Below are 26,192 nucleotides of genomic sequence, written 5' to 3'. Positions count from 1 at the left end.
TTTTTGATTAGGGTGTTCAGCCTGCACTCACCAGGGCCTTGAGCGAATCGTCGAACTGCTTCAAGGCACTCAGTTGCAGGTCGCGCTGCTGTTCGATCCCGGCAGCGATTTCGGGCGCTGCCTTGTTGTGTACCCACACCGACGGCAGTTGCTTCTCCACCGCGCCTTCGGCCTTGCCGATGTATTGCAGGTTGGCGTCGTAGAAGCGTGCGGCAAACCGCGCTTCGACCTGACTGTTGCGTTGGGTCAGCAGCCGGTTGTGGGTGTCGAGCATCACCACCACGTCCGGATGAGCCTGCACCAGCGCATCAAGGTTTTCGTAGACGGTCACCGAGAGAAACTGTTGTTGCAGCGAGCTCATCAGCCAGTCGATGGCCAGCTCCGGATCGGAGCTGTCGACGAAGGCGTCACGGATCCGCGCATCGAGCGCATCCTTGGCACCGTTCACCGCCACATCGTGGTAACGCTCGAGATATTGCAGGTTGTCCAGGGTGTTTTCGCTGTACAGCACACCGACGGTTTGCGAGTGCTGCAGCGCGGCGCTGCTGCCGGCGACGGGCAGAAAATGGCACGATTTGGCGTCGTCTGCGTAAGCCGGGGCTACGGTGGCGGCCACCCCGCCCATCAGCAGGGCGACTACAGCCAGTCGGGTCAAAGTCTTCATCGCGCAATTCCTTCAGCGGCGTGTTCGATGGAGGCGATTTTCCGCCCATCGGCGCCAAAGCAGAACTTGCGTTTCTTGATGGTCACTATTACTTGAACCAATAGTTGCGCGGCGTGCAGACTGCTGCACACTCAATCACAACGAAAACAGATGAGGATTACCCGTGCGAACCTTTGATCTGATCCGCGATGCCGTCCTGCCCGAATTCCGCGACCGGGTGGCCGAATACCTGGTCGAATACGAAACCGTGCTGGGCCAGTCAGCGGACAATTCGGAGTCGGTGCGGGCCGCGGCCAATCAGTTGCGCGGTTATCTGCGCGGCCTCAACACCACGCGAGTGCTGGGTATGGCGGACTGGGAAGAACTGGATCGGCGCGTGCTGAACACCTGGCTAGCGCCCGCTCGATGACACGCTAGACTCTTCAGGCTGCGCCCGCAGCGCCAGACCTGGAGGTGTCCCATGAGCAATAACACCGAACCTACGACATTCACCGGCTGGGCCGCTACTTCGGCCGGCGCGCCGCTGGAGCGCTTCAGTTACGACCCCGGCCCGCTGGGCGATGAGGAAGTCGAAGTCGCCGTGGAATATTGCGGCGTCTGTCACTCCGACCAGTCGCTGATCGACAACGACTGGGGCATCAGCCAATACCCGTTCATTCCCGGCCATGAAGTGGTCGGCCGCATCGTGCGCACAGGGCCGCAGGTGCGCGGCCTGGAAGTCGGCCAGCGCGTGGGGATCGGCTGGTACAAGGGCAGCTGCATGCATTGCTCGTCCTGCATCGGTGGCTCCCATCACCTGTGCGCCACCGCCAAACCGACGATCATCGGCAGCCATGGCGGATTCGCCGATCGGCTGCGCACTCACTGGGCCTGGGCGCTGAAACTTCCGGACAACCTCGACCCGGCCCTCGCCGGCCCACTGTTCTGTGCAGGCTCCACGGTCTTCAATCCGCTGGTGGAATTCGACATCAAGCCGACCGACCGGGTCGGCGTGGTGGGCATTGGCGGCCTCGGTCACCTGGCGCTGCGCTTTCTCAATGCCTGGGGTTGCGACGTCACAGCCTTCACCTCTTCCCTGAGCAAACAGGACGAAGCCAAACGCCTCGGCGCCCACAAAGTCGTCGCCTCCACCGACAGCGAAGCGCTGAAAGCAATTGCCGGCACCCTCGACTTTCTGCTGATCACCGCCAACGCCAATCTCGACTGGACGGCCATGCTCGCCACCCTGCGCGGCAAGGGCCGGCTGCACTTCGTCGGCATCGTGCCCGACGCGATTCCGGTGCATGTGTTCAACCTCATCCCGCAACAGAAATCCCTGTCAGCCTCCCCGGTCGGCTCGCCTGCCACGGCGGCGACCATGCTCGAGTTCTGCGCGCGGCATCAGATCCTGCCGCAGGTGGAGGAATTTCCGATGAGCAAGGTCAATGAAGCGGTTGACCATCTGCGCAGCGGCAAGGCGCGGTACCGGATTGTGTTGAACGCCAGCAAATGAACCAAAGGCGCGTGAGTCAAAAACTCACGCGCCTTTTTTTGTCTTGGCCGAAGACCTATCAATATTTTTATACCTGTACGCCAAAAACAGAATTTCTTTTATAGATACGCACACCCTAGCCTCTCGCCATCTTCCACTTGCGAGAGGCTCCCATGCCATTTGTCATTTACATCTTCACCCTCAGCGCCTTCGCCCTCGGGCTCGCGGAATTCGTGCCGATCGGCCTGACCGAAGTCATGGCGCAAAGTCTCGGCGTCAACGTCGAGGCCACCGGCGCGACCATCACTGCCTATGCCTTGGGCGCTACCGTTGCCGCACCGATCTTCAGTGCGCTCACGGCCAGTTGGTCACGCAAAAACGTGATGCTGGCGACGGCGCTGGTGTTCAGCGCCGGCAGTCTGGCGGCGGCGTTTTCCAGCACCCTGACGCTGATGCTGATCGCCCGTTTCATTGCCGGCATGGGCCACGGCTTGTTCCTTGCTGTGGCGTCGAGCACCGCCGCTCGCCTTGCAGGCCCCGGCCGGGCGGGCAGTGCCGTCGCCGTGGTGTTTGGTGGTTTCACCCTGGCCATGGCGATCGGCGTGCCGATCAGCACCTATCTGGGCGGCGTGATGTCGTGGCGTCTGGTGCTGGCCGCCATCGCGGTGTTCGGTGCGATCGGTTTCTTCGGCTTGCTGTTCGGCATGCGCGATCCACTGCCGACCGCCGCCGACAGCGGTTCGGCCCTCGACAGTCTCAAGGCATTGTTGAATCGCAAGCTGTTGGCCGGGGCGCTGGTCACCGTGCTCGGTTACGCCGGCTCGTTTGTGGCCTACACCTACATCGCCCCGGTGCTGACCGATGTAACCGGCACCACCGCCACCACCGTCGGCGTGTTCATGCTGCTGTACGGCGTGATGGCTGCCATCGGCAACGTGCTCGGCGGCAAACTCACCGATGCCTGGGGCGTCGACCGCGCCAGTGCCACGCTGATTGCCGGCATTGCGCTGGTCACCGCGGGCATGTGGGCGTTCTCCGGTTCGTCCGTGATGATGGGCGTGCTGGTAGCGCTGCTCGGAATGTTCAGCTTCGCCGCCGTGCCAGCCTTGCAGGCGAGACTGATCGGGATCGCCGAACAGCATGCACCTCACGCCCACGGCGTCGCCGCTGGCCTGAACATTGCCGGGTTCAACTCCGGGATTGCCCTTGGTTCGGTGGCCGGTGGCGTGACCATCAGCCAGATTGGCCTGAGCTACGTCGGCCTCACCGGCGCCGTGGTTTCGGCACTCGGCCTGCTGCTGATTCTCGGGCAGATGTCCGCGAGCTCCGCGCCGCGTTATCGCCCGGCCGACAACGCCTGATCGGCGTCGCCTCGGGAAACGCTGCAACGGCGTTTTCCCGAGGCGAGCGCTCCTGCCGCCCGCCATGGTAAAAACCAGATTCAGCCCCCGGACGTCGCCAACCCATGAGCCACCTCACGCACCTGCGAACCTTCCTCGAAGCCTACCGCGCCAAGTCGTTTTCCAAGGCTGCCGAGCATCTGGGCATCACCCAGCCTGCGGCTTCGATGCATGTTCAGGCTGTGGAAGCGCTGGTGGGCAAACCGCTGTTCCATCGACTGCCGAGGGGCGTCGAGCCGACCGAAGCCGCCGATGAGCTGGCCCGCTCGGTCGCGCCTTACCTGGACGGTCTGGAAAACAAGATTGCGTCACTGCGTCCCGGTCTGCTCAAGGGCGGCACGATTCATCTGGTCGGCCCTTCGGATTTCATTCACTCGCAAGTCGCCGCGCGATTGGCACCGTTGATGGATGAAGGATTCCTGCTGCGTTTCCACACCGGCACGAAAAAGCGCATCTACGAGATGCTCGAATCAAAGCAGATCGACTTCGCGATCACCGCTTCCCTGCCCGACGAACAGACCCATGGTTTCGCCCATCTGCTGACCGAACGCATGTTGCTGGTCTACGCGCCGAGCCTGCTGGGTCGCTTAGGTGAACACCCGACTCAGGATCAACTGACTCAAGTGCCGTTGATTGCCTTCGACGAAGACCTCGCCCTGGTTCGCCCGCTGTGGTCGTCGATGTTCCAGATCGCCCCGCAACTGCAGGCCTCGCTGACCATTCCGGATCTGCGGATCATCAAGGACCTCGCCATCGGTGGCCACGGCTGGACGGTTCTGCCGGATTATCAGTGTGCCGATGCGATTGCCGATGGCCGCCTGATTTCCCCGACCGTACCGACTGAAGCGCCGGTCAACGTGCTGTATCTGGTGTGGCGCAAGAGCGCGCTGCAGAGTCCGAGCCGGGTGTATGTGCGGGATTTTCTGTTGAACGCATTTGCCCAGATGTGACAAACAAGTAAATAACCAGAAAGAATTAATAAATAAAAAATCAGTATTTATCGTTATAAATATCTCGGCGTACTCTCACCTCATCCCGTCATTGAACACAGTGAAGTGCGCCATGAAACCGACTGACAACCTGATCGACTTCGCCGTCTACCGCAAACGCCGCCACGCCCAGCAACAGGCCCGGCTGATGTGGGAAATGTATGCGCGCAATGCCGGTTATCAGGCTTACCAGTGGGTGCAGGCCGCTCGTTCCAGCGAGACGCGTCAAGCGTGAACGCGCGTGAACCCTCGCGCTTTCTGGCGAGCGCCGATGAACCTGTGCTGGACCTGAACAACCTCGAATCCCTGGAAGAAGACCCGATCTGTGAACGCGTCGCGCAGAACCTGCAACGCCTGCGCGGCAAGCGGCACCTGTCGCTGGATGCCCTTGCCCGCCAGTGCGGCGTGAGCCGGGCGATGCTGGCGCAGATCGAATCCGGGCGCAGCGTGCCGTCGATCAAGGTGCTGTGCAAAATCGCCAAGGGTTTGAAGGTGTCGGTGGCGGCGTTTCTCGAACATCGCGCGTTTGAAGGCGTGGCCGTGTTGTCGGCGAGCCAGAGCAAGCGACTGGTCAGCGCCAGTGGTGCCTTTGTCAGCCGCGCGTTGTTTCCCTTTGATGTGGCGCGCCAGTCGGAATTCTACGAACTGCGCCTGAGCCCCTTGGGCGAGGATCAATCCGAGGGCCATGGCCCGGGCGTGCAGGAAAACCTGGTGGTGGCTCAGGGCGTGCTGGAGATCAGCGTCAACGACGAGCGCTATCTGCTGTCGACGGGCGACTCGATTCTGTTTTACGCCGACCAGCCCCATCGATACCGCAACCCCGCCGACAGTGAAGCGGTGGCGTATCTGGTGGTCACCTATCCCGAACGCCTGGACTGACAAACAAACAACAAAAAGCCCGACCGGGAATTTCCCGGTCGGGCTTTTTCATGCGCTGGCGGAAATCAGCAGGTGCAGCACATCATCGGCATGCCATTGCAGCTCATCATCATCGGCATGCTGCAGTCGTTCATCATCTTCATCATCAGGGCGCAGCAGTTCTTCATCATGTCCATGTTCATGCCCGGCATCGGCATGATTTTGCACATCATGCAGTCGGCCATCATGGTGCATTCCATCACGCACTTCATCGATGGCATCGGCATGCCCATCATCGGCATTGGCATCATCATGTTCATCATCGGCATGGCCATGGCCGCCGGAGACATGCACATCATGCTCATGTTGCCGCAATGCATCATCATCGGCATGCCGCAGTCCATCATCATCTGCATCATTTCAGCGCTGTTCTTGAACATGGCCATGTCCATGCCAGCGGCCGGCATCATCTTGCACATCATGCCGTCGTCCATCATGTCGCAGCTCATGGTCGCCATCATCATCGGCATGCCCGTCATCGGCATCATCGGCATGTTGGCGTTCATCGGCATTTGCATCTGCATGGCGTTCATCATGGTGTAGCTCCCTGAGGATTAAGAACTGGATGAGAAGTTGATGGAGCGGATTCTAAGGATTGGGAAATCCGCAACAAGCTGTCCATCGAGCAGCAAAAAGTGCTGTTCAAACGCTTCAAGTGCAGCGTTCCGTGCGACTTGAACCGTTGCAGCAGCAGAGTAGACGCAATGACAGATCCGGCAAATGCGGGAGCAGGTTTTTGAATGTCATGGATATGCGATCCAACACCAAGCAAATAACTTAAAGAAATAATCGTTCTAACCAGCGGGCATTATTTGCACTTTGCTTGCTTATTCCATTAGTTCAGCGACGATCCACTTTTTAATCTTTTATTGCTATTAACCGTCCCCTCTATAATTCGGGACAGTTCTTAACAATAAGGAAGTTCCATGCCGCAACGTTTACTACTGGCTGCACTGTTCCTGGCGGTCGCCGGGTGTGCCAGCCCTCCTCCGGTTTCCGTGCATACCAAGGATCCCGCCAGTTCGACCCTGCAGGGCGACGCCACACGACCGGCGCAGGCGCAGTGGGTGCGCACCGAGTTGTACTTCTCGGTGGGGCCGCTGGAAGGCAAGGAAGGTGTGGTGAGCCCGGCGCGCTGGCGCGAGTTTCTCGATCAGGAAGTGACGTCGCGGTTCCCGGACGGGTTCAGCGTGTTCGATGCGTATGGGCAGTGGAAGGACCACGACGCGAAAGTGCCCGAGCGGCTGGCGACCAAGGTGATTGTGATCCTGCACGAAAGCAGCGCGAAACGTGAGAGTGACATCGAGGCGATTCGTTTGGCTTACAAGCGGATTACGGGGGATTTGTCGGTGCTTCGTTTGTCTCAGCCGGCCGCGGTGTCCTTTTAATCTACGCTCCGTTGCAGAGCCTGCCGAGGTGTCGACACCAGGCGGCTCAACCCGGCCAGCAACAACGCGCCAACCACCAACACCCCGATCCCCAAAAGCGCCCCCAACCCCACTACCGTCACGCTGGAATACAGCATGTAAACGCACAACCCGAAAAACAGCAGCGGCAAAACCGGATAAAGCGGCACCCTCACCGGCCGGAGCACCTCGGGAAAACGCCTGCGCAGAATGATCAACGCCAGGCTGCTCAGACTCAGAAACAACCAATACACCGGCGTCAGATACTCAACCATGGTGTTGAAGCCACTCTGAGTAAAACTGCCAAACAACACCAGCAACAACGCCACCGCCCCCTCCGCCAGCAATGCCTTTCGCGGTACACCGTCACGCTCGTCCCATTCGCCAAAGCGGCGCAATTGCGGCACATCCCGGGCGGCGGCGTAGGTGGTGCGGGCGCCGACCAACAGCGTTGAGTTGATGGTGGCGATGGCCGCGATGCCGACCATCAGCAGGATCAGCAGCACGCCGGGAGCACCGAAGGCGCGGTTCAACAGTTCCACCGCCGGCGCGTTGCTCGCTGCCAGACCTTCGAAACCCAGCCCCTGGACGAACGCCCAGTTCAGCGCCAGATAGATCGCCATCAGCACCGTCAGCGCACCGAGCATGGCGATGAAAATGCCGCGTCGGCCATCGCGCACTTCGGCGGACAATGTCGCCGCATCGCTCCAGCCGCCGAAGGCCAGAAACACGAAGATCATCGCGGCGGAAAAACCTGCCCCGCCGGTGTGTTCGGGGACCACCGGATCACTGGGCAGCGTCGGTTCGATCCCTTGCCACGCCAGCCAGACCCCGGCGCTGGCAATGCTCAAGAACCCGAGGGCAAGCAACCCGACCAACACAGTCTGGGTGATAAAACCAATGTGCTTGCCCGTCAGATTCAGCAGCACCAACGCAGCAATGATCGCACCGGCAAACAGCCCCGCCCCGTAATGCCCCAACGGCACGACCGCATTGAAGTAGTCGGCAAACATGAACGCCGACAGTGCGATCCACCCGGTGTGCATCACCGAGAATCGCGACCAGGCAAACAGGAACCCCATGCGCTCGCCATAAGCGGTGCGCAGGAAATGATAGTCACCGCCCGGATGCGGAAACGCGGTGGCCATCTCGGCAAAGCACAAGGCCCCGGCCATCGACGCCAGTCCGCCGAGCACCCAGACCCAATAGAAATGTTCCGGCCCGACGTTCAAGGCAACGGTCGGCGCGGTTTTGAGAATGTCGGTGGTGATGACCATGCCCAGCGTGATCAGCAACGCCTGAAACACCGGCAGGTGCCGCTTGGGGCCATTGGTTTGAGTCATGAAGGTTCCCGCTGGTGATCCGCCATCCATGGCGGAAAAGACTCAGAAGCCGTAAGTGGCGGTGGCGTAGTAGTAAGCGCCGTTGGTGCCGATCGGCGACAGCACGTCGTACGGCAGGTTACCGCCGTAGTTGATGGCCGAGCCGGAGCGTTCCGGGTAGTTGTCGGTCAGGTTGTTGCCACCCAGGGCGATGCTGAATTTCGGGGTGAATTTGTAGGTCACCTCGGCGTCCAGCTGCCACACCGCGCCGTAGGTTTGCTCAGGCTGCGAGTCGCCGAAATCGAACACCCGAGTGGTCTCGCCCTGACGGGTCAGACGCCCGAGCAGGCCCCAGTGCTCGCTGGTCCAGTTGGCGGAAAACACGAAGCGATCCTTGGGCGCGGCGTCGGTCAGGGTGTTGCGTTCCTCGACGCCGACCAGCGCGTCATTGCCGATGCCTAAGGCGGTCAGCTGCGACGGCGTGCCTTTGGTGCTGGTGACCTTGGTGTGGTTGTAGGTGTACGCGGTGGTCAGGCCCAGTTGCCCGTCGTAGAACGGCTGATGGTAGTTGAGCACCAGTTCGGCGCCGTCGGTGCTGGTGTCAGCAGCGTTGGTGAAGAAGTTGACGTCGTGCACGCCCGCCACGCCGAAGTTGTCGTTGATGTAGCTTTCCAGCGCGTCGCTGCCGATTCGCTGCGACAGGGTGATGCGGTCTTTGACGTCGATGCGGAACACGTCGAGCGACGCATCGAAGCGTTCGTTCAACTGGAACGTCAGGCCGAGGCTGAAGTTCTTCGAGGTTTCCGGATCGAGTTTTTCCGCGCCCAGGGCACGGGCAATCGGATCGTTGACCGACAGCACGCGGATGTCGGTGAGCGTGCCGCCGTCGCCGAAGTTGCTGGTGGTATTCTGGAAGCCACTCTGGGCCAGCGACGGCGCGCGGAAGTTGTTCGACACCGCACCGCGCAACGCCCATTGATCGGTCAACTTGTAGCGACCGCTGAGCTTGCCGGTGAGTTTGCTGCCGGCGTCATCGTAATGTTCCCAGCGCGTGGCGGCATCGACGAAGAAGCGATCGGTGAGATCACCGGACAATTCGGCGTAGGTGCCGAACACGTTGCGATCCAGATCCGACTCTTCACTCGGGCGCAGCCCGTTGGCGCCATCGGCCCCGGAGCCGATGTAAGAGGCTTCGTCTCCAGCAAAGGTCAGGTAGTTTTCATAGCGATATTCACCGCCCACCGCCAGCACGAACGAGCGGCCGCCGAGGCGCAATTCGCGGCTGAAATCCAGGTTGGTGGTGGTCTGGCGCAGCTCGTAATCGCCAGTGTCGAAGCGGGTCGGCGAGTCCGCGCCGAGGCTGACGTTGAGGGTGCGACGGGTCGCCGATTCGAAGCGGTTGCGACCGTGGGTGACGCTGCTGTCGAAATCCCAGTCGTCTCCGATCAGGCCTTTGTAGCCGGCGGTGGCGGAGATGTCGGTGTTGTCGCCCAGCGATTGCGGCAGGTAGCCGTTGGGGTAGAACTGCGGCTGCTCGGACGGGTAGCGATAGAACTCGGCGCCGGTGGTGTGGCGTTCGTTGTAGGTGCCGAAACTGTAGGCCTTGCCGCCGGCCAGCGGCAATTCGCCGTTGAACCAGGCGTTGACGTCCCGCGCCACACCGTCGCCCATCACATAGTTGCGCTGGCCCGGGGTGTCGGCGAAGCCGTCGTAGCCGGCGCGGTTGGTCGGGTTGCGATCCTTGTACTCGGTACCGCCACGAATGAAGCCGCCCTCCTCGCCCAGCCGCGTGCCGATCTTGGCGGTGGTCACGCTGTTCTGGCCGTCGGTGGTGGTTTTGCCGATGGCGTCCTGATGGGTGTGGTAGGCGCCGTAGCTGGTGGAGACTTCGCCGCCTTCGGGGGCGTCGTCGAGGATGATGTTGATCACCCCGGCAATCGCGTCGGAGCCGTACTGCGCACCGGCGCCGTCGCGCAGTACTTCGATGCGTTTGATCGCGCTGATCGGGATCGAGTTGAAGTCCACCGGCGCCGTACCGCGACCGATTTTCGACGAGTCATTGACCACTGCCGACGTGTGGCGACGCTTGCCGTTGACCAGCACCAGCACCTGATCCGGGCTCATGCCGCGCAGCTGCGCGGCGCGCACATGGTCGGCGCCGCCGGAGTTGGACTGGCGCGGAAAGCTGAACGACGGCAACAGCGTCTGCAACGCCTGGCCCAGCTCGCCGCCACTGGCGCCGGCGGTTTTCAGGTCCTCGGCGGTCAGCACATCCACCGGCACCGGTGAATCCAGCACCGTACGCGCGGTGCCCCGGGTCCCGGTGACGAGCACGGTACCCAGCCGTGTGTCATCGTCGACGCGCGCGGAAGTCTCTTCAGCTTGCGCAGGAAGTTGCCAGATTGCACTGACAACAGCGATGGCGAGTAATGAACGCGAACGGTGAATCATGCGACAGCTCCTTGAATCGCAGTTAATAACCGGCCGCTGCCGAATCATGAAGTGTCGGCAATCAGTGCACGGCAATTTCTGCTGTAGTTTTGATATTCAGAAAGGCAGCCAAGTGTGTTGAACAACTATCGGCTGTTAGAGCGCAAGAACCCCAAAGTTAGTAGAACCCCCTGTTTACCGATGCTAGACGAGCGGTCGCCTGCCGCAAAAGAACCAATAACGCTTAGGTTATGCCCGACGAACGGAGTGTTGCCTGAGCAACACCTGTGTTTACGCAACAACATGAATACCCAACTAACCAGCAACTAATTACGCATAAGAACGCACTCCACGTTGTTGTAGAGAGCGTTATTAATCTGTGTTTTTTCGGTGCGAAGTTAGATGCCTTCAGTCGAAGTCCTTTTCCCGCCAGGCATCTTCGGCAATGTCCAGCGCATCGCCGCTGAAGCGCTGTTCAATGAACGGATCGGCGTGCAAATGAAAGCCGTTGCGCTCCCAAAAGCCCGGTTGCTCCTGATCGGTGAATTCGAGCCCGCGCAGCCATTTCGCGCTCTTCCAGAAGTACCGCCCCGCCACCACCAGACGCAGTGGCCAGCCATGTTGCGCGGTCAGCGGCTGACCGTCGTAATGGGTGGCCAGCAGGCTGTCCGGGTGCAGCAGGTCGTCGAGGTGCAGGTTGGTCTGGTAATCGTGATCGGCGTGGGCCATGACGAAGGACGATGTCGGCCGGATGTCCAGGGATTGCAGCAGGTCTTGCAGGTGCACGCCGCTCCAGCGGGTGTCGAACTTCGACCAGCGTGTCACGCAATGAATGTCGCATTGCAACGAGCGTTGCGGAAGCGCTTGCAGATCGGCGTAGGTCAACTCGACCGGGTTGGCCAAGGTGCCGAACAGGCGCAGCGACCACGTCGCCAGGTCATAGGCCGGCACCTCGCCTTCGTGCAGGATCGGGAAACGCTCCGTCAGCACCTGCCCCGGCGGCAGCCGTTCACCCAGCGCCACATCGGCTTTCGGCGAACGGCTCTTGCGCAGGCGCGCAGCCTTGTCGTGCATGTCGGCTCCTCAGTTCGCCACGGGAATCCACGGTGCCCGCGCGACGTTGGCGGTGTCACCGAAGGCCGGCAGTTTTTGCCCCAGATCCCGCACGTTTTTCACGTCCAGATCCAGCAGTTGCTGACGGGTGATGAGGGTCGGCGGCACCAGCACCTTGTGCCCCGGATTTTCCCCGGCGATCAGCATCGCCAGACTGCGCACGCTAATCGCCCCGGCCACTTGCGGATTGACCGCCGCGGTGGCGGCCCAGGCGCTGTCCGGCTCTTTCATGATCTGGATATCGGCGGTGGAAATGTCGGCGCTGTAGATCTTCACCTTGCGGCTCAGACCGGCCTCGTCCACCGCGATCTTCGCGCCTTTGGCGAACTCGTCGAACGGCGCAAAAATCACGCTGATCCCCGGATTGGCCCGCAGCACGGCGCTGGCCTGATCGGCCACCGAGTTGGCAATCGGCGGATTAAGCGTGCCGAAGCGGGCCTTCTCGACGATCCCCGGATTGCTCGCCTTGACCTGGCTCCAGATCTCGTCGCGGCGCTCCATCGGCGTGAAGCCGCTGATGTAGACATACCCGGCGTCGAAGCGGGTGCCGTTGTCCTTGACCGCTTGATCGAGTGCCAGCCGCGCCAACGCGTGGTGGTCCTGCTCGACCTGGGTCACTTGCGGCGTGTTCAGGTCGACGTCGAAGGCGACAACCTTGATACCTTTGGCGAGCGCCCGGTCGATCGGACCTTTGAGGGTTTCCGCGAGACCCAGTTGCACGATGATCCCGTCGACGCCGAGGTCGGCGGCCTGATCGATCATTTCACCCTGACTGGCGGCCTGTTGCCGGGCGTCGAACACCCGCAGATTGGCGCCCAGCGCTTCGGTCTGTTTCTCCACACCGCGCAGGTAGGCTTCAGGGAAATCTCCGGAGAACAGATAGCCCACCAGCGCGATCTGTACCTGACCTTTATCGAACGGCGCCGGTGCGCCGGGCAAGGCCTTGGCCTGCGCATTAAGGGCCAGCGCCGAGAGCAACGCCCCGGCGAGGCAATGACGTGCGAACTGCTTGATTGAACCGTGCATGGATCTTTCCTTGAAGCATCAATGAACCGGCTCAGCGCGCCCGATGCGCGAGGCCGAAGGTGAACATCAGGGCCAGCACCAGCACCAGTCCCTTGACGAAATCCTGCGCGTAATACGGCGCGTTGAGCATGGTCAGGCCGTTGAGCAATGAGGCCACCAGCAGCGCGCCGACCAGCGTGCCGAACGCGTTGGGCTTCTTCGCCCCGAGCACGGCAAAACCGATCAGCGCAGCGCCCAGTGCATCGAGCACCAAGCCGTTACCAGAGCTGACATCCCCGCGCCCCAAACGCGCCGCCAACAACAACCCGCCCAGCGATGCCAACAGCGCCGAAAGCACATAAGCCAGCAACTTGAAGCGCTGCACCGGCGCACCGGCCAGTCGCGCCGCCTGCTCGTTGCCGCCAATCGCATAGAACAACCGGCCGATGCGCGTGCGTTCGAGAAACAGCCACACCGCCACCGCGACCACCGCCGTGATCAACACCGGGACCGGCACGATGTCCCACAGCCGTCCACGGCCCAGGGCCAGAAACAGTGCACTGAATGAACCCTCGGTTTCGTCGCCGTTGGGCAGGGTCATGCCCAACGCAATCGAGCGGCCGCCCGTGGGAATCAGTTGCACGCCGATCACCAGGAACATGCTGCCGAGCGTCGCGAGAATGTCCGGCACGCGCATTTTCACGATCAGCCAGCCATTGAGCAGCCCGACCAATGCGCCACCCGCGAGACTGATCAGCACCGCCGGCACCGCGCCCCAACCGAGCACCACCATCACGTAACTGGCGATCATCAGGCTCATGGCCGCCACCGCGCCGATCGACAGATCCAGCCCGCCGACGGCCATGGTCAGCGTCACGCCCAAGGCCAGCAGCGCGACAATCGACACTGACTGCAGAATGCTGAACAGATTGCCGACCCGCAGAAACGCCGGTTCCGCGACACTGAAAAACACCACGATCAACGCCAGCACCCACAGCAGGCCGTAGCGGATCAACGCTTGCACGAAGCGCTCGGACGTGGCCGGGGCGGAGGACAACAGGGAACTCGAATCAGGCACTCGCTCTACTCCTTGGCGCGGCGTGAACAATAGAATTTTGCGGATCGCTGCCGGCCAGCGCGGCGACCAGAGTGGCGCGATCCAACCCGGCACGCGGGTACTCGGCCACCACCGCGTGATCGCGTACCAGCAGGATCCGGTCGGCGATCTCCAGCGCCTCATCGACGTCCGAGCAGATCACCAACGTGGCGCGGCCAGCTGCGCTTTCGCGCAGCAACTGGCCGATCTCGCGCCGGGCACGCACGTCGACACCCTGAAATGGCTCGTCGAGGATCAGCACCCTGCCCTCGCCGAGCAGCCAGCGACCGAGCACGACTTTCTGCTGATTACCGCCGGACAACGCACTCATCGGCACATCGATGCCGGCGGTCTTGATTCCCAACGCCGAGACTTGCGCCTCGACCGCCGCCGCTTCGGCACGGTTGCGGATGAAACCGCCACGGGTGAAGCGTTCGAGAAACGGCAAGGTAAGGGTTCGGCGCAATGAAAAATCCGGCACCAGCGATTGGCTCGCGCGATCCTCGGCGGCGAAGAAAACCCCACTCTGGATTGCCTGCCGTGGCGAGCCCGGCTGCCAGTCGGCGCCGTCCAGTTGCAATGAGCCGGACACCGGTTTGCGCAGCCCGAACAGCACTTCGGCGATTTCGCTTTTGCCGGCGCCGAGCAACCCGGTCAGCACCACCACTTCGTTTTCATGCAGGGTCAGATCGAAAGCCTGGGTGCGCGGCAGGATTTTCACGTCGCGCAGTTTCAGCACTTCGCGCCCCGCTGCTCGCGGCGTGTAGACGTGGGCTTCCAGCGTCTGACCAAGCATCGCTTCCAATGCCTCGGGCAATTGCCGGGCACTGAACTCACCGGCCAGTTGCCCGTCACGCAAGACCACGGCGCGGTCGGCCACTCGCTGCAGATCGGACAAACGATGGGAGATGTACAGAATCGCCACGCCACGGCTGCGCAAGGTGTCGATCAGACCGAACAGGCGCTGCGCCTCGGCATCCGACAGGGCCGCCGTGGGCTCGTCGAGAATCAGCAATCGCGGTTGCAGGGCAAAGGCGCGGGCCAGCACCACCAGTTGCCGTTCGGCCTGGCCCAAATGTTCGATCGGTTGCTCCAGCGGCAGCACCAGACCGAGGCCGGCGGCGATGCTCGCAGCGCGTTCCAGCAGGCGTTTGCGATTGAGCCAGAAGTCGGCGTCGGGGCGGCACAGTTCATCGAGCAGCAGGTTTTCCGCCACGCTCAATCCGGGCGCGATGCCTTCATTGATCTGCTGATGAACCGCGACGATGCCGAAGCGGCGCGCCGACAGCGGCGAACTGAAATGCCGGGGCAGGCCATCGATCCGGATCTCGCCGCCGTCGTGGGTCTGGCTGCCGGCGAGGATCTTCACCAGCGTCGATTTGCCCGCACCGTTGGCGCCGAGCAGCGCCACCACTTCAGCGGGAAAAATATCCAGGCTGACCCGGTCCAGTGCCCGGTTCGAGCCAAAGGTCTTGCTCAGTTCACGTACACGAATCAGTGGTTCGGAGACCACGGCGACAGGCGCACCCATAAAACTCCTTAACGTCGATGAGCCAGCGAACGCACCAGTCGATCGCCCAGGCTTTGCACGCCCTGGACGAGGATGACCAACACCACGACGGTGGCGACCATCACTTCATTGTTGAACCGTTGATAGCCGTAGCGGATCGCCAGATCACCCAGCCCGCCACCGCCGATGACCCCGGCCATGGAAGAAAAACCGATCAGCATCACCAGCGTCAGAGTGATGCCCGCCAGCAGCGCCGGCAGCGCTTCGGGCAACAGCACTTTGAAAATCACGTGGCGGATGTCACCGCCCATGGCGAGGATCGCTTCGATCCGGCCCTTTTCGACTTCGTCCAAAGCGTTCTCGACGATCCGCGCGAAAAACGGAAAGGCGCCGATGGTGATCGGCACCACGGCGGCGGTGCTGCCCAGCGTGGTGCCGACCACCAGCCGGGTCAGCGGGATCAGGGCAATCAGCATCACCACGAATGGCAGTGAACGCCCCAGATTGATGATCGCGCCCAAGGCTTGATTGAGCCTCGGCAACGGGTACAGACCTTGACGGCGGCTGATGAACAGCAACACCCCCAGCGGCAGGCCGATCAGCAAGGTGAACAGCCCGGCGAGCAGCACCATGTACAGGGTTTCGCCGGTGGCGTTGAGCACCAGTTGCAGGATTTCATTCCAGTCGATCACGCGGTTCATGAGTGGGCCGCCCGTACGCCGTATTGCCGCAGAAAGCTCAAACCGGGGGCGTCATGCCCCAGCGGCAAGCCGCAACTGGGTCGCAGTGAAGCGCCGAGAGCCGACTGCGGGTCGGCGAGCAATCGGGCCACCGGCCCCGCCTCCACCAGTTTTCCGTTGGCCATGGACGCGGCGTGATCGCAGATCGACTTGACCACGTCCAGTTCGTGGGTGATCAGCACGATGGTCAAACCGAGCTGCCGGTTGATGTCGCGCAACAGCTCCAGGATCGACGCGGTGGTTTCCGGGTCGAGGGCGCTGGTGGCTTCGTCCGACAGCAGATACGCCGGGCGCGCCGCCAGGGCCCGGGCGATGCCCACTCGCTGCTTCTGCCCACCGGACAGTTGCGACGGAAAGGCTTCAGCCTTGTCGCTCAGGCCTACCAGATCCAGCAGTTCCCGAACCCGTTCATGGCGCTGTGGTTTGGCGACCTTGGCGATTTCCAGCGGCACCGCGACGTTGTCGAACACGTTGCGCGAATGCAGCAGATTGAAGCCCTGAAAGATCATGCCGATGCGCTGACGCTGGCGGCGCAGTTCACTATCGGACAGCGCCGTGAGGTCTTCGCCGTCCAGCAGAATCCGCCCGGCATCCGGGCGTTCGAGCAGATTGAGGCAACGCAGCAGCGTCGATTTACCCGCGCCGCTGCGCCCGAGAATCCCGTAGATCGCGCCATCGGGAATGCTCAGCGACACCTGATCCAGCGCCGGGCTCGACGCTGACGGATAGGTCTTGCTCAGCTGCTCGACGACGATCATGGCTTGGCATCCGCCACCGGGATCACCGAACCCTTGAAGTTCTCGGCGATGTACTTGGCGACTTGCGGCGAGGTCAGGTCCTTGGCCAATTGCTGGATGCGCGGATCGTTTTCCAGTTTCGGCGTGGTCACCAGAATGTTGGCGTAAGGGTTGTGTTCGGCCTTCTCCAGCCCCAGCGCATCCTTGGCCGGCACCAGCCCGGCTTCCAGCGCGTAGTTGCCGTTGATCACCGCCAGGTCCACGTCATCCAGCGCACGGGGCAATTGCGGCGATTCGATTTCGAGGATCTTCAGGTGTTTCGGGTTTTCGGCAATGTCCTTGGGCGTCGCCTGATCGGCGGCCGGATCATTGAAACCGGCTTTGAGTTTGATCAGGCCGTTGTCCTGCAACAGGTACAACGCGCGGCTCAGGTTGGTGACGTTGTTCGGCACGGCGACCGTGCCTTTGTCCGGCACCTGGGCGAAGCTTTTGTGGCGATGGGAATAGATGCCCAGCGGTTCGATGTGAACCGTGGCGGCCACCGCGAGTTTTTCGCCGAGGGCCTTTTCCTGGGATTGCAGGTACGGCAGATGCTGGAAGTAGTTGGCGTCCACATCGCCGTGCACCAGCAGTTCGTTGGAGTTCACGCCCTGGGGGATTTCGATCACCTTGAGGTTGAGCTGCGGATCGAATTTCTGGATGTACGCCAGAATCTGCGCGTGGGGCACCGGGTCGGCGGCAACCCGCAATGGCTCCAGCGCCTGAGCACTGAACGAAGTCACCAGCGCGCCGAGGACGGCCAGGGTCAGGCCTGCTTTTTTCAACACTGCTTTTTTCAACATGGGAAAAATCCTTTTGCGAGTGATGGATCAGGCGTTGGCGGTCTTGCGAAGCGGTGTCGGAGTATTCGACGCATCGGCGTAGAAGCGCTGAGCGACATCGGGATGGGAGCGCAGTCGGCCCTTGAGGTAATTCCAGCCGACATCGCGAAACAACGGATTGAGCGGATCGCTGGCCGGGCCGCGCGCCTCACGCAGCAACGCCGTCGGCAAGGGATAAAGCGGGACAACTGCATCGAGTTGCGCACCGAGGAAAAACGCGATGGACAAGCGCTCGCTGCCCACGGGTGGCGACACCACCCGGTGTACCGTGGCGCGCAGATAACCGTTGGTGGCCAGCTCAAGCAGCTCGCCGATATTCACCACCAGCGTATTGTCCCGAGGCAGCGCATCGATCCAGCGTCCCTCTTCGATTTCCACTTGCAGGCCGGCCTGCTGGTCTTGCAACAGGAAGCTGAGAAAACCCGAATCCTTGTGCGCACCGACGCCCTGATTGCTCGCCGTCGAGGCTTGCCCCGGATAGCGCATCAGCTTGATGTGTTCGTTGGGTTTGTCGCCGTACAACCGGTCGAAGGCGTCTTCCGGCAGCGACAATGCCTGGGCGAATGCGCGCAGCAGACGCAGCGACATTTGGGTCATCGCCTGCTGCCAGTCGAGCAGCAGCGGCTTGAGTTGCGGCAACGCCTCGGGCCATTGATTCGGCCCTTGCAGCCGCGCCCACAACGGACTGTCGGCGTTCAATGGCAAGACCTCGCGCTCGGCGCCAAGATCGAACTGTTCACGTTGATCGGGCTGGCCTCGAGTGATCTCGGAAGCGGCGCGGTTATAACCGCGAAAGTGCGGCGAATTGATCATGCCGACGGCGGACTTCTCGCTGTCGGGCAAGGCGAAGAATTGCCGGGCGTGGTCCTGCACTTGTTTGAGCAGGCCGGCGTCGATGCCATGACCGGTCAGGTAGAAAAAACCCACATCACGGGCGGCATGACGCAAGTCATCGAGAAAGGCCTGGCGTTGCGACGGCGTACCGTCGAGCAGGGACAGGTCGAGGATGGGTAATGCGGTGATATCTGAGGTGTGCGGCATGATTCACTCCCGTGTGAATCAAACCTGAAGAGTCCGTGATCGATTCAGCTTGTGCCGTCATGGCAATCGGGAGGTCTATCGGTTTGATGCTTTTGATTCGTCTATGAAACAAAACTAAACGATATTAAAAACACCGAACAAATATCTTTTTTGCATTAGCTTAGTTCCAACATTTTCCAGAAGAGAGGGAGCCATGGGCTCCCTCTCTTGCCTTCAGGCGTCCTGAAATGCCCGTGGCCGTTGACTGCGCTGCTGCGCCGCCACATCCGGCGCCTGCTGCAACTGGAAGTCGAACTTCAATTCGGCTCGACGTCCCGCTGCATCCTCCAAAAACTCGACCTCCCCGACCAACCCCTCACGGGTCGCATACGCAAAGTCATCCCACAGGTATTTGTCCCCCGACAGATTGATCTGCGTCGTCAGGTGCCGGTGCCCCGGTGCGGAAATGAAGAAGTGAATATGAGCCGGGCGCTGGCCGTGGCGGCCGAGCAGGTCGAGGCATTCCTGGGTCGGGCCTTGCGGATCGCAGCCATAGCCGGAGGGCACGATGCTGCGGGCGCGGTAGCGGCCTTCGGCGTCGGTGATGATCCGCCGGCGCAGGTTGTATTCGGACTGGCTCTGATCGAAGAACGAGTAAGTGCCTTTGGTGTTGGCGTGCCACAGGTCGACCGTGGCGCCGGCCAGCGGCTGACCTTGCGGGTCGAATACCTGGCCTTCGAGGAACATTACGGTGGCGACGCCCTCTTCGCTGCCGTCGTCCATCCGGCATTCACCTTCGTAGAGCGGCGCGCCGGCCACGTACAACGGGCCCTCGATGGTGCGCGGCGTGCCGCCGGTCAAGCCGTTCTGCGCGTCCTTGGCGTCCTGCAGCAGGTCAAGGAAATGCTCGAGGCCGAGGCCGGCCACCAGTAGTCCGGCTTCCGAGCGACCGCCCAGACGGTTGAGGTAATCGACAGCTTTCCAGAATTCGTCTTCGCTGATCTCAAGGTCTTCGATGATCCGGGCGGTGTCCTGCAACACTCGCAGGACGATGGTTTTCAGGCGCGAGCTGCCGCCATCGTTGGCGAAACCGGCGGCTTCTTCGAAGAACGTTTGCAGTTTGGCAGTGTGGGCAATCTTCACGGTCATGGTGTTCACCTCATCTTGTTGTTGTGGGGTCGGGTCCGGGCTCAGCGGTCGTCGGCGTGGATCGACGAGGGGTGACGACAGAGGCCGTCGATCTCGATCTCCATGTAAGGAAACAGCGGCAACAGCATCAGGGTGTCGTGCAGCGCCTCGACGCTGGGGACGTCGAACACGCTGTAATTGGCGTAGTGCCCGGCGATGCGCCAGAGGTGGCGCCACTGGCCCTCGCGTTGCAGGCGCTGGGCGAGTTCCTTCTCGTCGGCCTTGAGTTTTGTGGCAACGGCAGGGTCCATGTCGGCGGGCAATTTCACGGTCATTTTTACGTGGAACAGCATGGCGTTCTCCTTGGGGAATCAGTGCCGGCGAAAGCGCGCCAGACGCTCTTCATCCAGCGTCAGGCCCAGGCCCGGGGTGCGTGGAATGTGCAGGTGAAAGTCGCGGTATTGCGGGCGCTCGGTGACGATGTCTTCGGTCAGCAACAGCGGGCCGAACAGCTCGGTGTCCCAGGTCAGTTGCCTGAGCGTGAGGAACGCATGGGCCGAAGCCAGGGTGCCGACGGAGCCTTCGAGCATGGTGCCGCCGTACAAAGCGATGCCGGCCGCTTCGGCGATTTGCGCGGTGCGCAACACGGCGCGCGGGCCGCCGTTTTTGGCGATCTTCAGGGCGAAGACGCTGGCGGCGCCGTCGGCGGCGAGGCTGAACGCGTCCTCGACGCTTTCGATGGATTCGTCGGCCATGATCGGCGCCGGGCTGCGCTGGTTCAGACGAATCTGCCCGGAACGATTGACTCGCGAGATCGGCTGCTCGATCAGGTCGATGCCGTTGTCGCCGAGCACCTGACAGCCGCGAATCGCCTGGGATTCGTCCCAGTACTGATTGACGTCGACCCGCACACTGGCGCGCTCGCCCAGGGCTTTCTTGATCGCCACCACATGCTTGAGATCCTGCTCCAGCGGGTTGGCGCCGATCTTCAATTTGAAGATCCGGTGCCGCCGCGCTTCCAGCATTTGCTCGGCCTCGGCGATGTCGCGGGCGGTGTCACCGCTGGCCAGGGTCCAGGCCACTTCGAGGCTGTCGCGGACCCGACCGCCGAGCAGTTCGCTCACGGGCAGGCCGAGGCGTTTACCCTGGGCGTCGAGCAATGCGCTCTCGATGCCTGACTTGGCGAAGGTGTTGCCCTTGGCGATCTTGTCGAGCTTGTGCATCGCGGCGTTGATGTTGTCCGCGTCCAGACCGATCAGCGCCGGCGCCAGGTGCGCGTCGATGTTGGCCTTGATGCTTTCCGGACTTTCGTAGCCGTAGGCCAGGCCGCCGATGGTGGTGGCTTCGCCGAGGCCTTCGATACCGTCGCTGCAACCCAGGCGCAGGATCACCAGCGTCTGGTTCTGCATCGTGTGCATCGCCAGTTTGTGCGGGCGGATGGTCGGCAGGTCGACGATGATCGCCGACAGGTTTTCAATCAGGATCCGGTTCATTTCAGTGTCCATTCAAACGTGATCAACCGAGGTCACCGCCACCGACCGGCAGGGTTACGCCGGTGATGTAGGAGGCGTCGTCCGAGGCGAGAAACAGGATCGCGCCGACCTGTTCGTCAATGGTTCCGTAACGTTTCATCAGGCTGCTATCGAGGGTTTGCGCGACGATTTCCTGATACCAGGCCTGCTCCTGCGCGGACTGTTCGGCGGTGTTGCGCGGGATGCGCCGGAGCGGCGCTTCGGTGCCGCCGGGTGCGGTGGCGTTGACCCGGATCCCGCGCTCGGCGTTTTCAAAGGCCAGGCAGGCAGTCAGCGCATTGATTCCGCCCTTGGCCGCGCCGTAGGGAACGCGGTTCAGGCTGCGGGTCGCAATCGACGACACATTGACGATCGCGCCGCGCCCCTGTTTGAGCATGTACGGCAATGCGGCGTGGCAGCACCACAGCGTCGGGAACAACGAACGGCGCACTTCGGCCTCGATCTGCTCGACGTCGTAGTGCTCGAACGGCTTGGCCCAGATGGTGCCGCCGACGTTGTTGACCAGCACATCCAGACGCCCGAACGTATCGACGGCGGCGCTCATCACCCGGGCGCAATCGGCGTATTGCTCAAGGTCGGCGGTCAGCGACAGCACGCCCTCGCCTTGCAGTTCGTGAACCAGTTCGGAGCGGTCGACGGCAATGACCTGCGCGCCCTCCTCCAGCAAGCGCTCGCACACCCGGCGACCGATGCCCTGCGCCGCGCCGGTGACCAGCGCGACCTTGTTGGCGAATCTGTTGTTCATGACAACCTCGCAATTCAGAAAGAAGACTCAGGCCGCCGCGAATTTCTCGTAGTAGAAGTTCGCCGGCGTGATGCCCTGTTCGCGGATGTACTGGCTGACCGCCTCGACCATCGGCGGCGGGCCGCACAGGTACACGTCGACATCGCCTTCGTTGAGGTGTCGCGGTTCGATGTGCTGGGTGACGTAGCCCTTGAGCGGGTGCTGACTCTGCGGATTGGCCACACAAGCGCCGAAGCTGAAATTCGGGATGCGCGCGGCGAAGGCTTCGAGGCGGTCAAGTTCGACCAGATCGAAATCGTTGGTCACGCCGTAGATCAGGTGAACCGGGTGCTCGCTGCCCTGCTCGGCGATCTTCTCCAGCATCGCTGTGAACGGCGCCAGCCCGGTGCCGCCGGCCAACAGCAGCAGCGGCCGCTTGATTTCGCGCAGGTAAAAACTGCCCAGCGGCCCGGCGAGATTCAGGCTGTCGCCGGCCCTGGCCAGCCCGGTGAGGAAGCTGCTCATCAGGCCGCCGGGAACATTGCGGATCAGGAAACTGACCTCGCCGTTCTTCTGCAGCGAGCTGAAGGAATAGGCACGGGATTGCTCGCTGCCCGGCACTTGCAGATTGACGTATTGCCCCGGCAGGAACGCCAGTTTGCTCAGGGATTCACCCTTGAGCGACAGCGCGATGGTGCTTTCGGAGAGCTGACGAACATCGCTGATCGACGCCTGATAACTCGCCTGTTCGGTCTTGCACACCTGCGAGCCGACCGGCACCCGCACCACGCAATCGCTTTCGGCGCGCATCTGGCAAGTCAGGACGTAACCCCGGGCCAGTTCGTCTTCACTCAAGGCGTCTTCGATGAAGTTGTCGCCCATGTCGTATCGCCCGGCCTCGGCGAAACACTTGCAGGTGCCGCAGGCGCCGTCGCGGCAGTCCAGCGGGATGTTGATGCCTTGGCGGTAAGCCGCGTCGGCAACGGTTTCGTGGCCCGAGGCCTCGATGAAACGGGTAACCCCGTCTTCGAAATTCAGTGCGATCTGGAAACTCATGGTGCACCTCGCTCACAGCGTCGAGCCCGGCTCGCCGCCGTCTCGATCAGATGTGGTAGATGTCGATGACCTGACGGACGTAATCGTTCTTCAGCACGACTTTCTTGGCCTTGATCAACGGCTGTTCGCCACGCAGGTCGAGGGTGTAGAAACTGCTGCCGAAGTAGCTGTCGGTGACCTGATAACGAAAGCTCAGGGTGTGCCAGTTGAAGCGCACCCGGCATTGCCCTTCGCCCTGCTCGACGATCTCGATGTTGCTGAGATTGTGCGAGGTGCGGGTGTCGGGAATGGTTGCGCTGGAGCGCTCGGTCTTGATCCGGAACACCCGGTCTTCGAGGCCGCCACGGTTGCCGTACCAGATCAGCGAGATTTCGCTTTGCGGGTCTTCGGTCAGGGTGTCGTGGTCGTCCCAGGCCGGCATCCAGAAACTGGCGTCGGCGGCGTAGAGTTCCAGCCACTGATCCCACTGGCCGTCGTCGAGATAGCGCGCCTCGCGGTAGAGGAAATCGCGCACGATGTCGTAGAGGTTGCTCATCACACAGCCTCCACGGGGATCAGGTTTTTATCGCTGACGGCGGCCTTGAGCATGGTTTCCTGCCAGTACTTGTGTTGCAGCACGAACAGGCCTTCGTCCTCGGTGCGCATGCCGGACAGCAAGGGCTTGAGGTCGATCTCCTCGGCCGCCGCGTCCGCGCCTTCGACCCAATGGGTCGCGCCACGGGACATGTCGTTCCAGCCGCGCCCGGCGCCGTAGCCGGTCTGGCACGAGCGGAATTCTTCGAGATCATCCGGGGTGGCCATGCCGCTGACATTGAAGAAGTCTTCGTACTGGCGAATGCGTTTGGCCCGGGCCTCCGCGCTTTCGCCTTTGGGCGCGATGCAATAGATGGTGATCTCGGTCTTGTCGACAGAGATCGGCCGGGCGATGCGGATCTGCGAGCTGAACTGATCCATCAGGTACACGTTGGGGTACAGGCACAGGTTGCGCGAGTTCTCGATCATCCAGTCGGCGCGGGCCTGGCCGAAGTCCCGGGCCAGTTCATCGCGGCGCTCGTAGGCCGGACGGTCCTCGGGGTTGGCCCAGCGGGTCCAGAGCAGCAAGTGGCCGTGGTCGAACGAGTAGAAACCACCGCCCTTCTTCGCCCAGCTTCCGGCGCTCATGGTCTTGATTTCTTCGCCGGCGTCGCGCTGCTGACGCTGGTTCTGGGTGGCGGCGTAGTTCCAGTGCACGGAGCTGACGTGATAGCCGTCGGCGCCATTTTCGGCGGTGAGTTTCCAGTTGCCTTCATAGATGTAGGAGCTGGAACCGCGCAGCACTTCCAGGCCTTCGGGGGACTGATCGACGATCATGTCGATGATCTTGGCCGATTCGCCCAGGTGCTCGGCAAGCGACTTCACATCGGCATTCAGGCTGCCGAACAGAAAGCCGCGATAGGACTCGAAACGCGCGACTTTGGTCAGGTCGTGGGAGCCTTCGCAGTTGAAACCTTCGGGGTAGCCGGCTTCGCTTGGGTCCTTGACTTTGAGCAGTTTGCCGCTGTTGTTGAACGTCCAGCCGTGGAACGGGCAGGTATAGCTGGAACGGTTGCCGGACTTGTGCCGGCAAAGCATGGCGCCGCGATGGCTGCACGCATTGAGAAAGGCATTGAGTTCACCGGCCTTGTTGCGGGCGATGAACACGGGTTGGCGGCCCATGGTGAGGGTCAGAAAATCGTTGGCGTTGGGGATCTGGCTTTCGTGGGCGAGGTAGATCCAGTTGCCTTCGAAGATGTGCGCCATCTCCAGTTCGAACAGCCGCGGATCGGTGAACATCTCCCGCTTGCAGCGGTAGGCACCCTTTTCGGGGTCCTCTTCAAGCATGGCATTGAGGTAGTCGATTCCCAGGGACATGGCCGGGGCCTCCATTGTTATTGTTCAGGCCAGGTCAGATTAGGGAGGCAACGCGAGCGGCAATATCCGAATCCTGCAGAGCACTATCCGTTTTGTGCAGGACGGCGCGGCAGGTGCTTCAGATTGTTTCGGGGCGGGAATTCAGTGGCGGCGTTTGAAGGTCACGGACGGCAATTCGCCGAACTGCTGGCGATAGCTTTCGGAGAAACGCCCGAGGTGCAGGAAGCCGTAGTCGAGCGCCAGTTCGGTGAGGTTGCGCACCGGACAGCTCGGATCGTTGAGGCAGGCATGAATGCGTTCCAGCTTGCGCTGGCGGATGTATTGCATCGGGGTCACGCCGAGCTGGCGTTCGAACAGCGCGTACAGTGAACGCGGGCTCATGTTCGCCTGGGCCGCCAGGTGTTCGGCGGGCAGATCCAGCTTCAGGTTGCGCTCTATATAGTCGAGGATCCGCTCGAAGCTGACGCTCGGCGAACTCAGGCATTCACGGCTGACGTTGGTGTTCATCAGCGAGATCAGTTTGCTGCCGACGATCTGCGCGTAATGCTCCTGCACTCGCAGCAACGGATCGCTGGCTTCGGCTTCCTGGCAGATCATGCCCAACAGGTTGGTAAACCCTTCCAGCTCGTCGAGCCGGTAATGATTGCGCAGAAACCGGATGCCGCCGGCAGGATGCAGCCAGCGCTGCTCGTCGCACACCGACTCCAGCACACTGACCGGCACCTTGAGGATGAACTTCTCGCAATCGTCGGAATAGGTCAGGTCGACCGGATCGTCCGGGTTGATCAACAGCAATTCGCCCGGCACCAGGTGATGCTCGCGCTTATGCCCGCGCCACAGGCAGTTGCCTTGCAGCAGGACTTGCAGGTGGTACACGGTTTCCAGCGCCAGCGACGTGACGCGAACGCTGCCGCCATAGCTGATGCGGCACAGATCGAGATCGGCGAGTTTGCGGTGGTTGAGGCTGGCTTGCGGGTGGGTAGTTTTGGACAGGCCGATGAAATGCTGGCCGACGTGCTGGTTCACATAGTCGGAGACGGCATACGGGTCAGCGTGGCGAAACACGCTGCTGCGGTCGCTCAGCAGGCGGCTGTCCATGGGCAAGGCACTCGATCTTGTCGTTATGGTGATGGTCACGGTTTACGCCATCACCGGTCACA

The 26,192-nt window shown here is 61.8% G+C and carries 27 protein-coding genes; 7 read left to right on the top strand and 20 right to left on the bottom strand.

Features of this window, described 5'->3' with window-relative positions; genetic code table 11:
• Nucleotides 1–16: 16 nt before the first annotated feature.
• Nucleotides 17–664, bottom strand: coding sequence for an ATPase (locus AC1Q9F_RS00635; protein ID WP_492619338.1), 648 nt, complete (start codon nucleotides 662–664; stop codon nucleotides 17–19).
• A gap of 163 nt (nucleotides 665–827) precedes the next feature.
• Here AC1Q9F_RS00635 and AC1Q9F_RS00630 point away from each other — a divergent pair, with 163 nt between their 5' ends.
• The 6 genes from AC1Q9F_RS00630 to AC1Q9F_RS00605 all read left to right on the top strand — a co-directional run bounded on the left by AC1Q9F_RS00630 (nucleotide 828) and on the right by AC1Q9F_RS00605 (nucleotide 5,403).
• The gene (locus AC1Q9F_RS00630) at nucleotides 828–1,073 is read left to right on the top strand and encodes a hypothetical protein (RefSeq protein ID WP_085604716.1); all 246 of its coding nucleotides are present in this window, start codon (nucleotides 828–830) and stop codon (nucleotides 1,071–1,073) included.
• Nucleotides 1,074–1,124: 51 nt separating this feature from the next.
• A complete protein-coding gene (gene ahr / locus AC1Q9F_RS00625) occupies nucleotides 1,125–2,156 on the top strand; it encodes an NADPH-dependent aldehyde reductase Ahr (RefSeq protein ID WP_039773073.1) in 1,032 nt (343 codons plus the stop codon).
• Nucleotides 2,157–2,308: 152 nt separating this feature from the next.
• Complete coding sequence (locus AC1Q9F_RS00620; RefSeq protein ID WP_492619339.1) at nucleotides 2,309–3,496, top strand: MFS transporter; 1,188 nt, start codon at nucleotides 2,309–2,311, stop codon at nucleotides 3,494–3,496.
• Between the two features lie 104 nt (nucleotides 3,497–3,600).
• Complete coding sequence (locus AC1Q9F_RS00615; RefSeq protein WP_492619340.1) at nucleotides 3,601–4,485, top strand: LysR family transcriptional regulator; 885 nt, start codon at nucleotides 3,601–3,603, stop codon at nucleotides 4,483–4,485.
• A 112-nt stretch (nucleotides 4,486–4,597) separates the two neighbouring features.
• Nucleotides 4,598–4,759, top strand: a complete 162-nt coding sequence (locus AC1Q9F_RS00610) for a hypothetical protein (RefSeq protein WP_007955494.1) — start codon at nucleotides 4,598–4,600, stop codon at nucleotides 4,757–4,759.
• A gap of 53 nt (nucleotides 4,760–4,812) precedes the next feature.
• A complete protein-coding gene (locus AC1Q9F_RS00605; protein ID WP_165369529.1) occupies nucleotides 4,813–5,403 on the top strand; it encodes a helix-turn-helix domain-containing protein in 591 nt (196 codons plus the stop codon).
• A 65-nt stretch (nucleotides 5,404–5,468) separates the two neighbouring features.
• On the opposite strand, the gene AC1Q9F_RS00600 is transcribed toward AC1Q9F_RS00605, so the two are convergent.
• Nucleotides 5,469–5,978, bottom strand: a complete 510-nt coding sequence (locus AC1Q9F_RS00600) for a hypothetical protein (protein ID WP_007955499.1) — start codon at nucleotides 5,976–5,978, stop codon at nucleotides 5,469–5,471.
• Nucleotides 5,979–6,368: 390 nt separating this feature from the next.
• On the opposite strand from AC1Q9F_RS00600, the gene AC1Q9F_RS00595 reads away from it, so the two are divergent.
• Entirely contained in the window at nucleotides 6,369–6,830 is a 462-nt protein-coding gene (locus AC1Q9F_RS00595) for a DUF3574 domain-containing protein (protein WP_492619341.1), read from the top strand.
• On the opposite strand, the gene AC1Q9F_RS00590 is transcribed toward AC1Q9F_RS00595, so the two are convergent.
• From AC1Q9F_RS00590 to AC1Q9F_RS00505, 18 genes are all read right to left on the bottom strand, one after another.
• On the bottom strand, nucleotides 6,827–8,191 hold the full coding sequence (locus AC1Q9F_RS00590; protein WP_492619342.1) for an APC family permease: 1,365 nt from the start codon (nucleotides 8,189–8,191) through the stop codon (nucleotides 6,827–6,829). The two genes, AC1Q9F_RS00595 and AC1Q9F_RS00590, sit on opposite strands and share 4 nt — an antisense overlap.
• A 42-nt stretch (nucleotides 8,192–8,233) precedes the next feature.
• Nucleotides 8,234–10,621, bottom strand: a complete 2,388-nt coding sequence (locus tag AC1Q9F_RS00585; protein ID WP_207985929.1) for a TonB-dependent receptor plug domain-containing protein — start codon at nucleotides 10,619–10,621, stop codon at nucleotides 8,234–8,236.
• A gap of 387 nt (nucleotides 10,622–11,008) precedes the next feature.
• Complete coding sequence (locus tag AC1Q9F_RS00580) at nucleotides 11,009–11,674, bottom strand: sulfite oxidase-like oxidoreductase (RefSeq protein WP_492619343.1); 666 nt, start codon at nucleotides 11,672–11,674, stop codon at nucleotides 11,009–11,011.
• Nucleotides 11,675–11,683: 9 nt separating this feature from the next.
• Nucleotides 11,684–12,739, bottom strand: coding sequence for a substrate-binding domain-containing protein (locus AC1Q9F_RS00575; protein ID WP_102686711.1), 1,056 nt, complete (start codon nucleotides 12,737–12,739; stop codon nucleotides 11,684–11,686).
• Between the two features lie 31 nt (nucleotides 12,740–12,770).
• On the bottom strand, nucleotides 12,771–13,796 hold the full coding sequence (locus AC1Q9F_RS00570; RefSeq protein WP_492619344.1) for an ABC transporter permease: 1,026 nt from the start codon (nucleotides 13,794–13,796) through the stop codon (nucleotides 12,771–12,773).
• On the bottom strand, nucleotides 13,789–15,345 hold the full coding sequence (locus AC1Q9F_RS00565; protein ID WP_492619345.1) for a sugar ABC transporter ATP-binding protein: 1,557 nt from the start codon (nucleotides 15,343–15,345) through the stop codon (nucleotides 13,789–13,791). The genes AC1Q9F_RS00570 and AC1Q9F_RS00565 overlap by 8 nt, the downstream gene beginning before the upstream one ends.
• An 8-nt stretch (nucleotides 15,346–15,353) precedes the next feature.
• Nucleotides 15,354–16,025: a methionine ABC transporter permease gene (locus AC1Q9F_RS00560; protein ID WP_007955507.1), complete on the bottom strand. Its 672-nt coding sequence runs from the start codon at nucleotides 16,023–16,025 to the stop codon at nucleotides 15,354–15,356.
• Nucleotides 16,022–16,822: a methionine ABC transporter ATP-binding protein gene (locus AC1Q9F_RS00555; RefSeq protein ID WP_492619346.1), complete on the bottom strand. Its 801-nt coding sequence runs from the start codon at nucleotides 16,820–16,822 to the stop codon at nucleotides 16,022–16,024. Before AC1Q9F_RS00555 ends, AC1Q9F_RS00560 begins: the two co-directional genes overlap by 4 nt.
• Entirely contained in the window at nucleotides 16,819–17,628 is an 810-nt protein-coding gene (locus AC1Q9F_RS00550; protein WP_492619452.1) for a MetQ/NlpA family ABC transporter substrate-binding protein, read from the bottom strand. The genes AC1Q9F_RS00555 and AC1Q9F_RS00550 overlap by 4 nt, the downstream gene beginning before the upstream one ends.
• Nucleotides 17,629–17,670: 42 nt before the next feature.
• The gene (locus tag AC1Q9F_RS00545) at nucleotides 17,671–18,723 is read right to left on the bottom strand and encodes an isopenicillin N synthase family dioxygenase (protein ID WP_492619347.1); all 1,053 of its coding nucleotides are present in this window, start codon (nucleotides 18,721–18,723) and stop codon (nucleotides 17,671–17,673) included.
• A 213-nt stretch (nucleotides 18,724–18,936) separates the two neighbouring features.
• Nucleotides 18,937–19,851, bottom strand: coding sequence for a catechol 1,2-dioxygenase (catA, locus tag AC1Q9F_RS00540; RefSeq protein ID WP_492619348.1), 915 nt, complete (start codon nucleotides 19,849–19,851; stop codon nucleotides 18,937–18,939).
• Between the two features lie 41 nt (nucleotides 19,852–19,892).
• Nucleotides 19,893–20,183 carry a muconolactone Delta-isomerase gene (gene catC / locus AC1Q9F_RS00535; protein ID WP_007958078.1) on the bottom strand — a complete coding sequence of 97 codons (291 nt, stop codon included), beginning with the start codon at nucleotides 20,181–20,183 and terminating at the stop codon, nucleotides 19,893–19,895.
• Between the two features lie 18 nt (nucleotides 20,184–20,201).
• Entirely contained in the window at nucleotides 20,202–21,323 is a 1,122-nt protein-coding gene (locus AC1Q9F_RS00530; protein WP_492619349.1) for a muconate cycloisomerase family protein, read from the bottom strand.
• Between the two features lie 22 nt (nucleotides 21,324–21,345).
• The gene (locus AC1Q9F_RS00525; protein WP_492619350.1) at nucleotides 21,346–22,107 is read right to left on the bottom strand and encodes a 1,6-dihydroxycyclohexa-2,4-diene-1-carboxylate dehydrogenase; all 762 of its coding nucleotides are present in this window, start codon (nucleotides 22,105–22,107) and stop codon (nucleotides 21,346–21,348) included.
• Between the two features lie 27 nt (nucleotides 22,108–22,134).
• A complete protein-coding gene (benC, locus tag AC1Q9F_RS00520; protein WP_492619351.1) occupies nucleotides 22,135–23,142 on the bottom strand; it encodes a benzoate 1,2-dioxygenase electron transfer component BenC in 1,008 nt (335 codons plus the stop codon).
• A gap of 46 nt (nucleotides 23,143–23,188) precedes the next feature.
• Nucleotides 23,189–23,677, bottom strand: coding sequence for a benzoate 1,2-dioxygenase small subunit (gene benB, locus AC1Q9F_RS00515; protein ID WP_492619352.1), 489 nt, complete (start codon nucleotides 23,675–23,677; stop codon nucleotides 23,189–23,191).
• Nucleotides 23,677–25,032, bottom strand: coding sequence for a benzoate 1,2-dioxygenase large subunit (gene benA, locus AC1Q9F_RS00510; RefSeq protein ID WP_007958099.1), 1,356 nt, complete (start codon nucleotides 25,030–25,032; stop codon nucleotides 23,677–23,679). Before benA ends, benB begins: the two co-directional genes overlap by 1 nt.
• Before the next feature lie 141 nt (nucleotides 25,033–25,173).
• Nucleotides 25,174–26,130 carry an AraC family transcriptional regulator gene (locus tag AC1Q9F_RS00505; protein WP_115077509.1) on the bottom strand — a complete coding sequence of 319 codons (957 nt, stop codon included), beginning with the start codon at nucleotides 26,128–26,130 and terminating at the stop codon, nucleotides 25,174–25,176.
• Nucleotides 26,131–26,192: the final 62 nt, after the last annotated feature.

The organism is Pseudomonas sp. GW823-FHT04A03 (assembly GCF_058796615.1).
The sequence above is the reverse complement of the archived record's forward strand: the minus strand, read 5'-3'. Positions and strand labels throughout refer to the sequence as shown.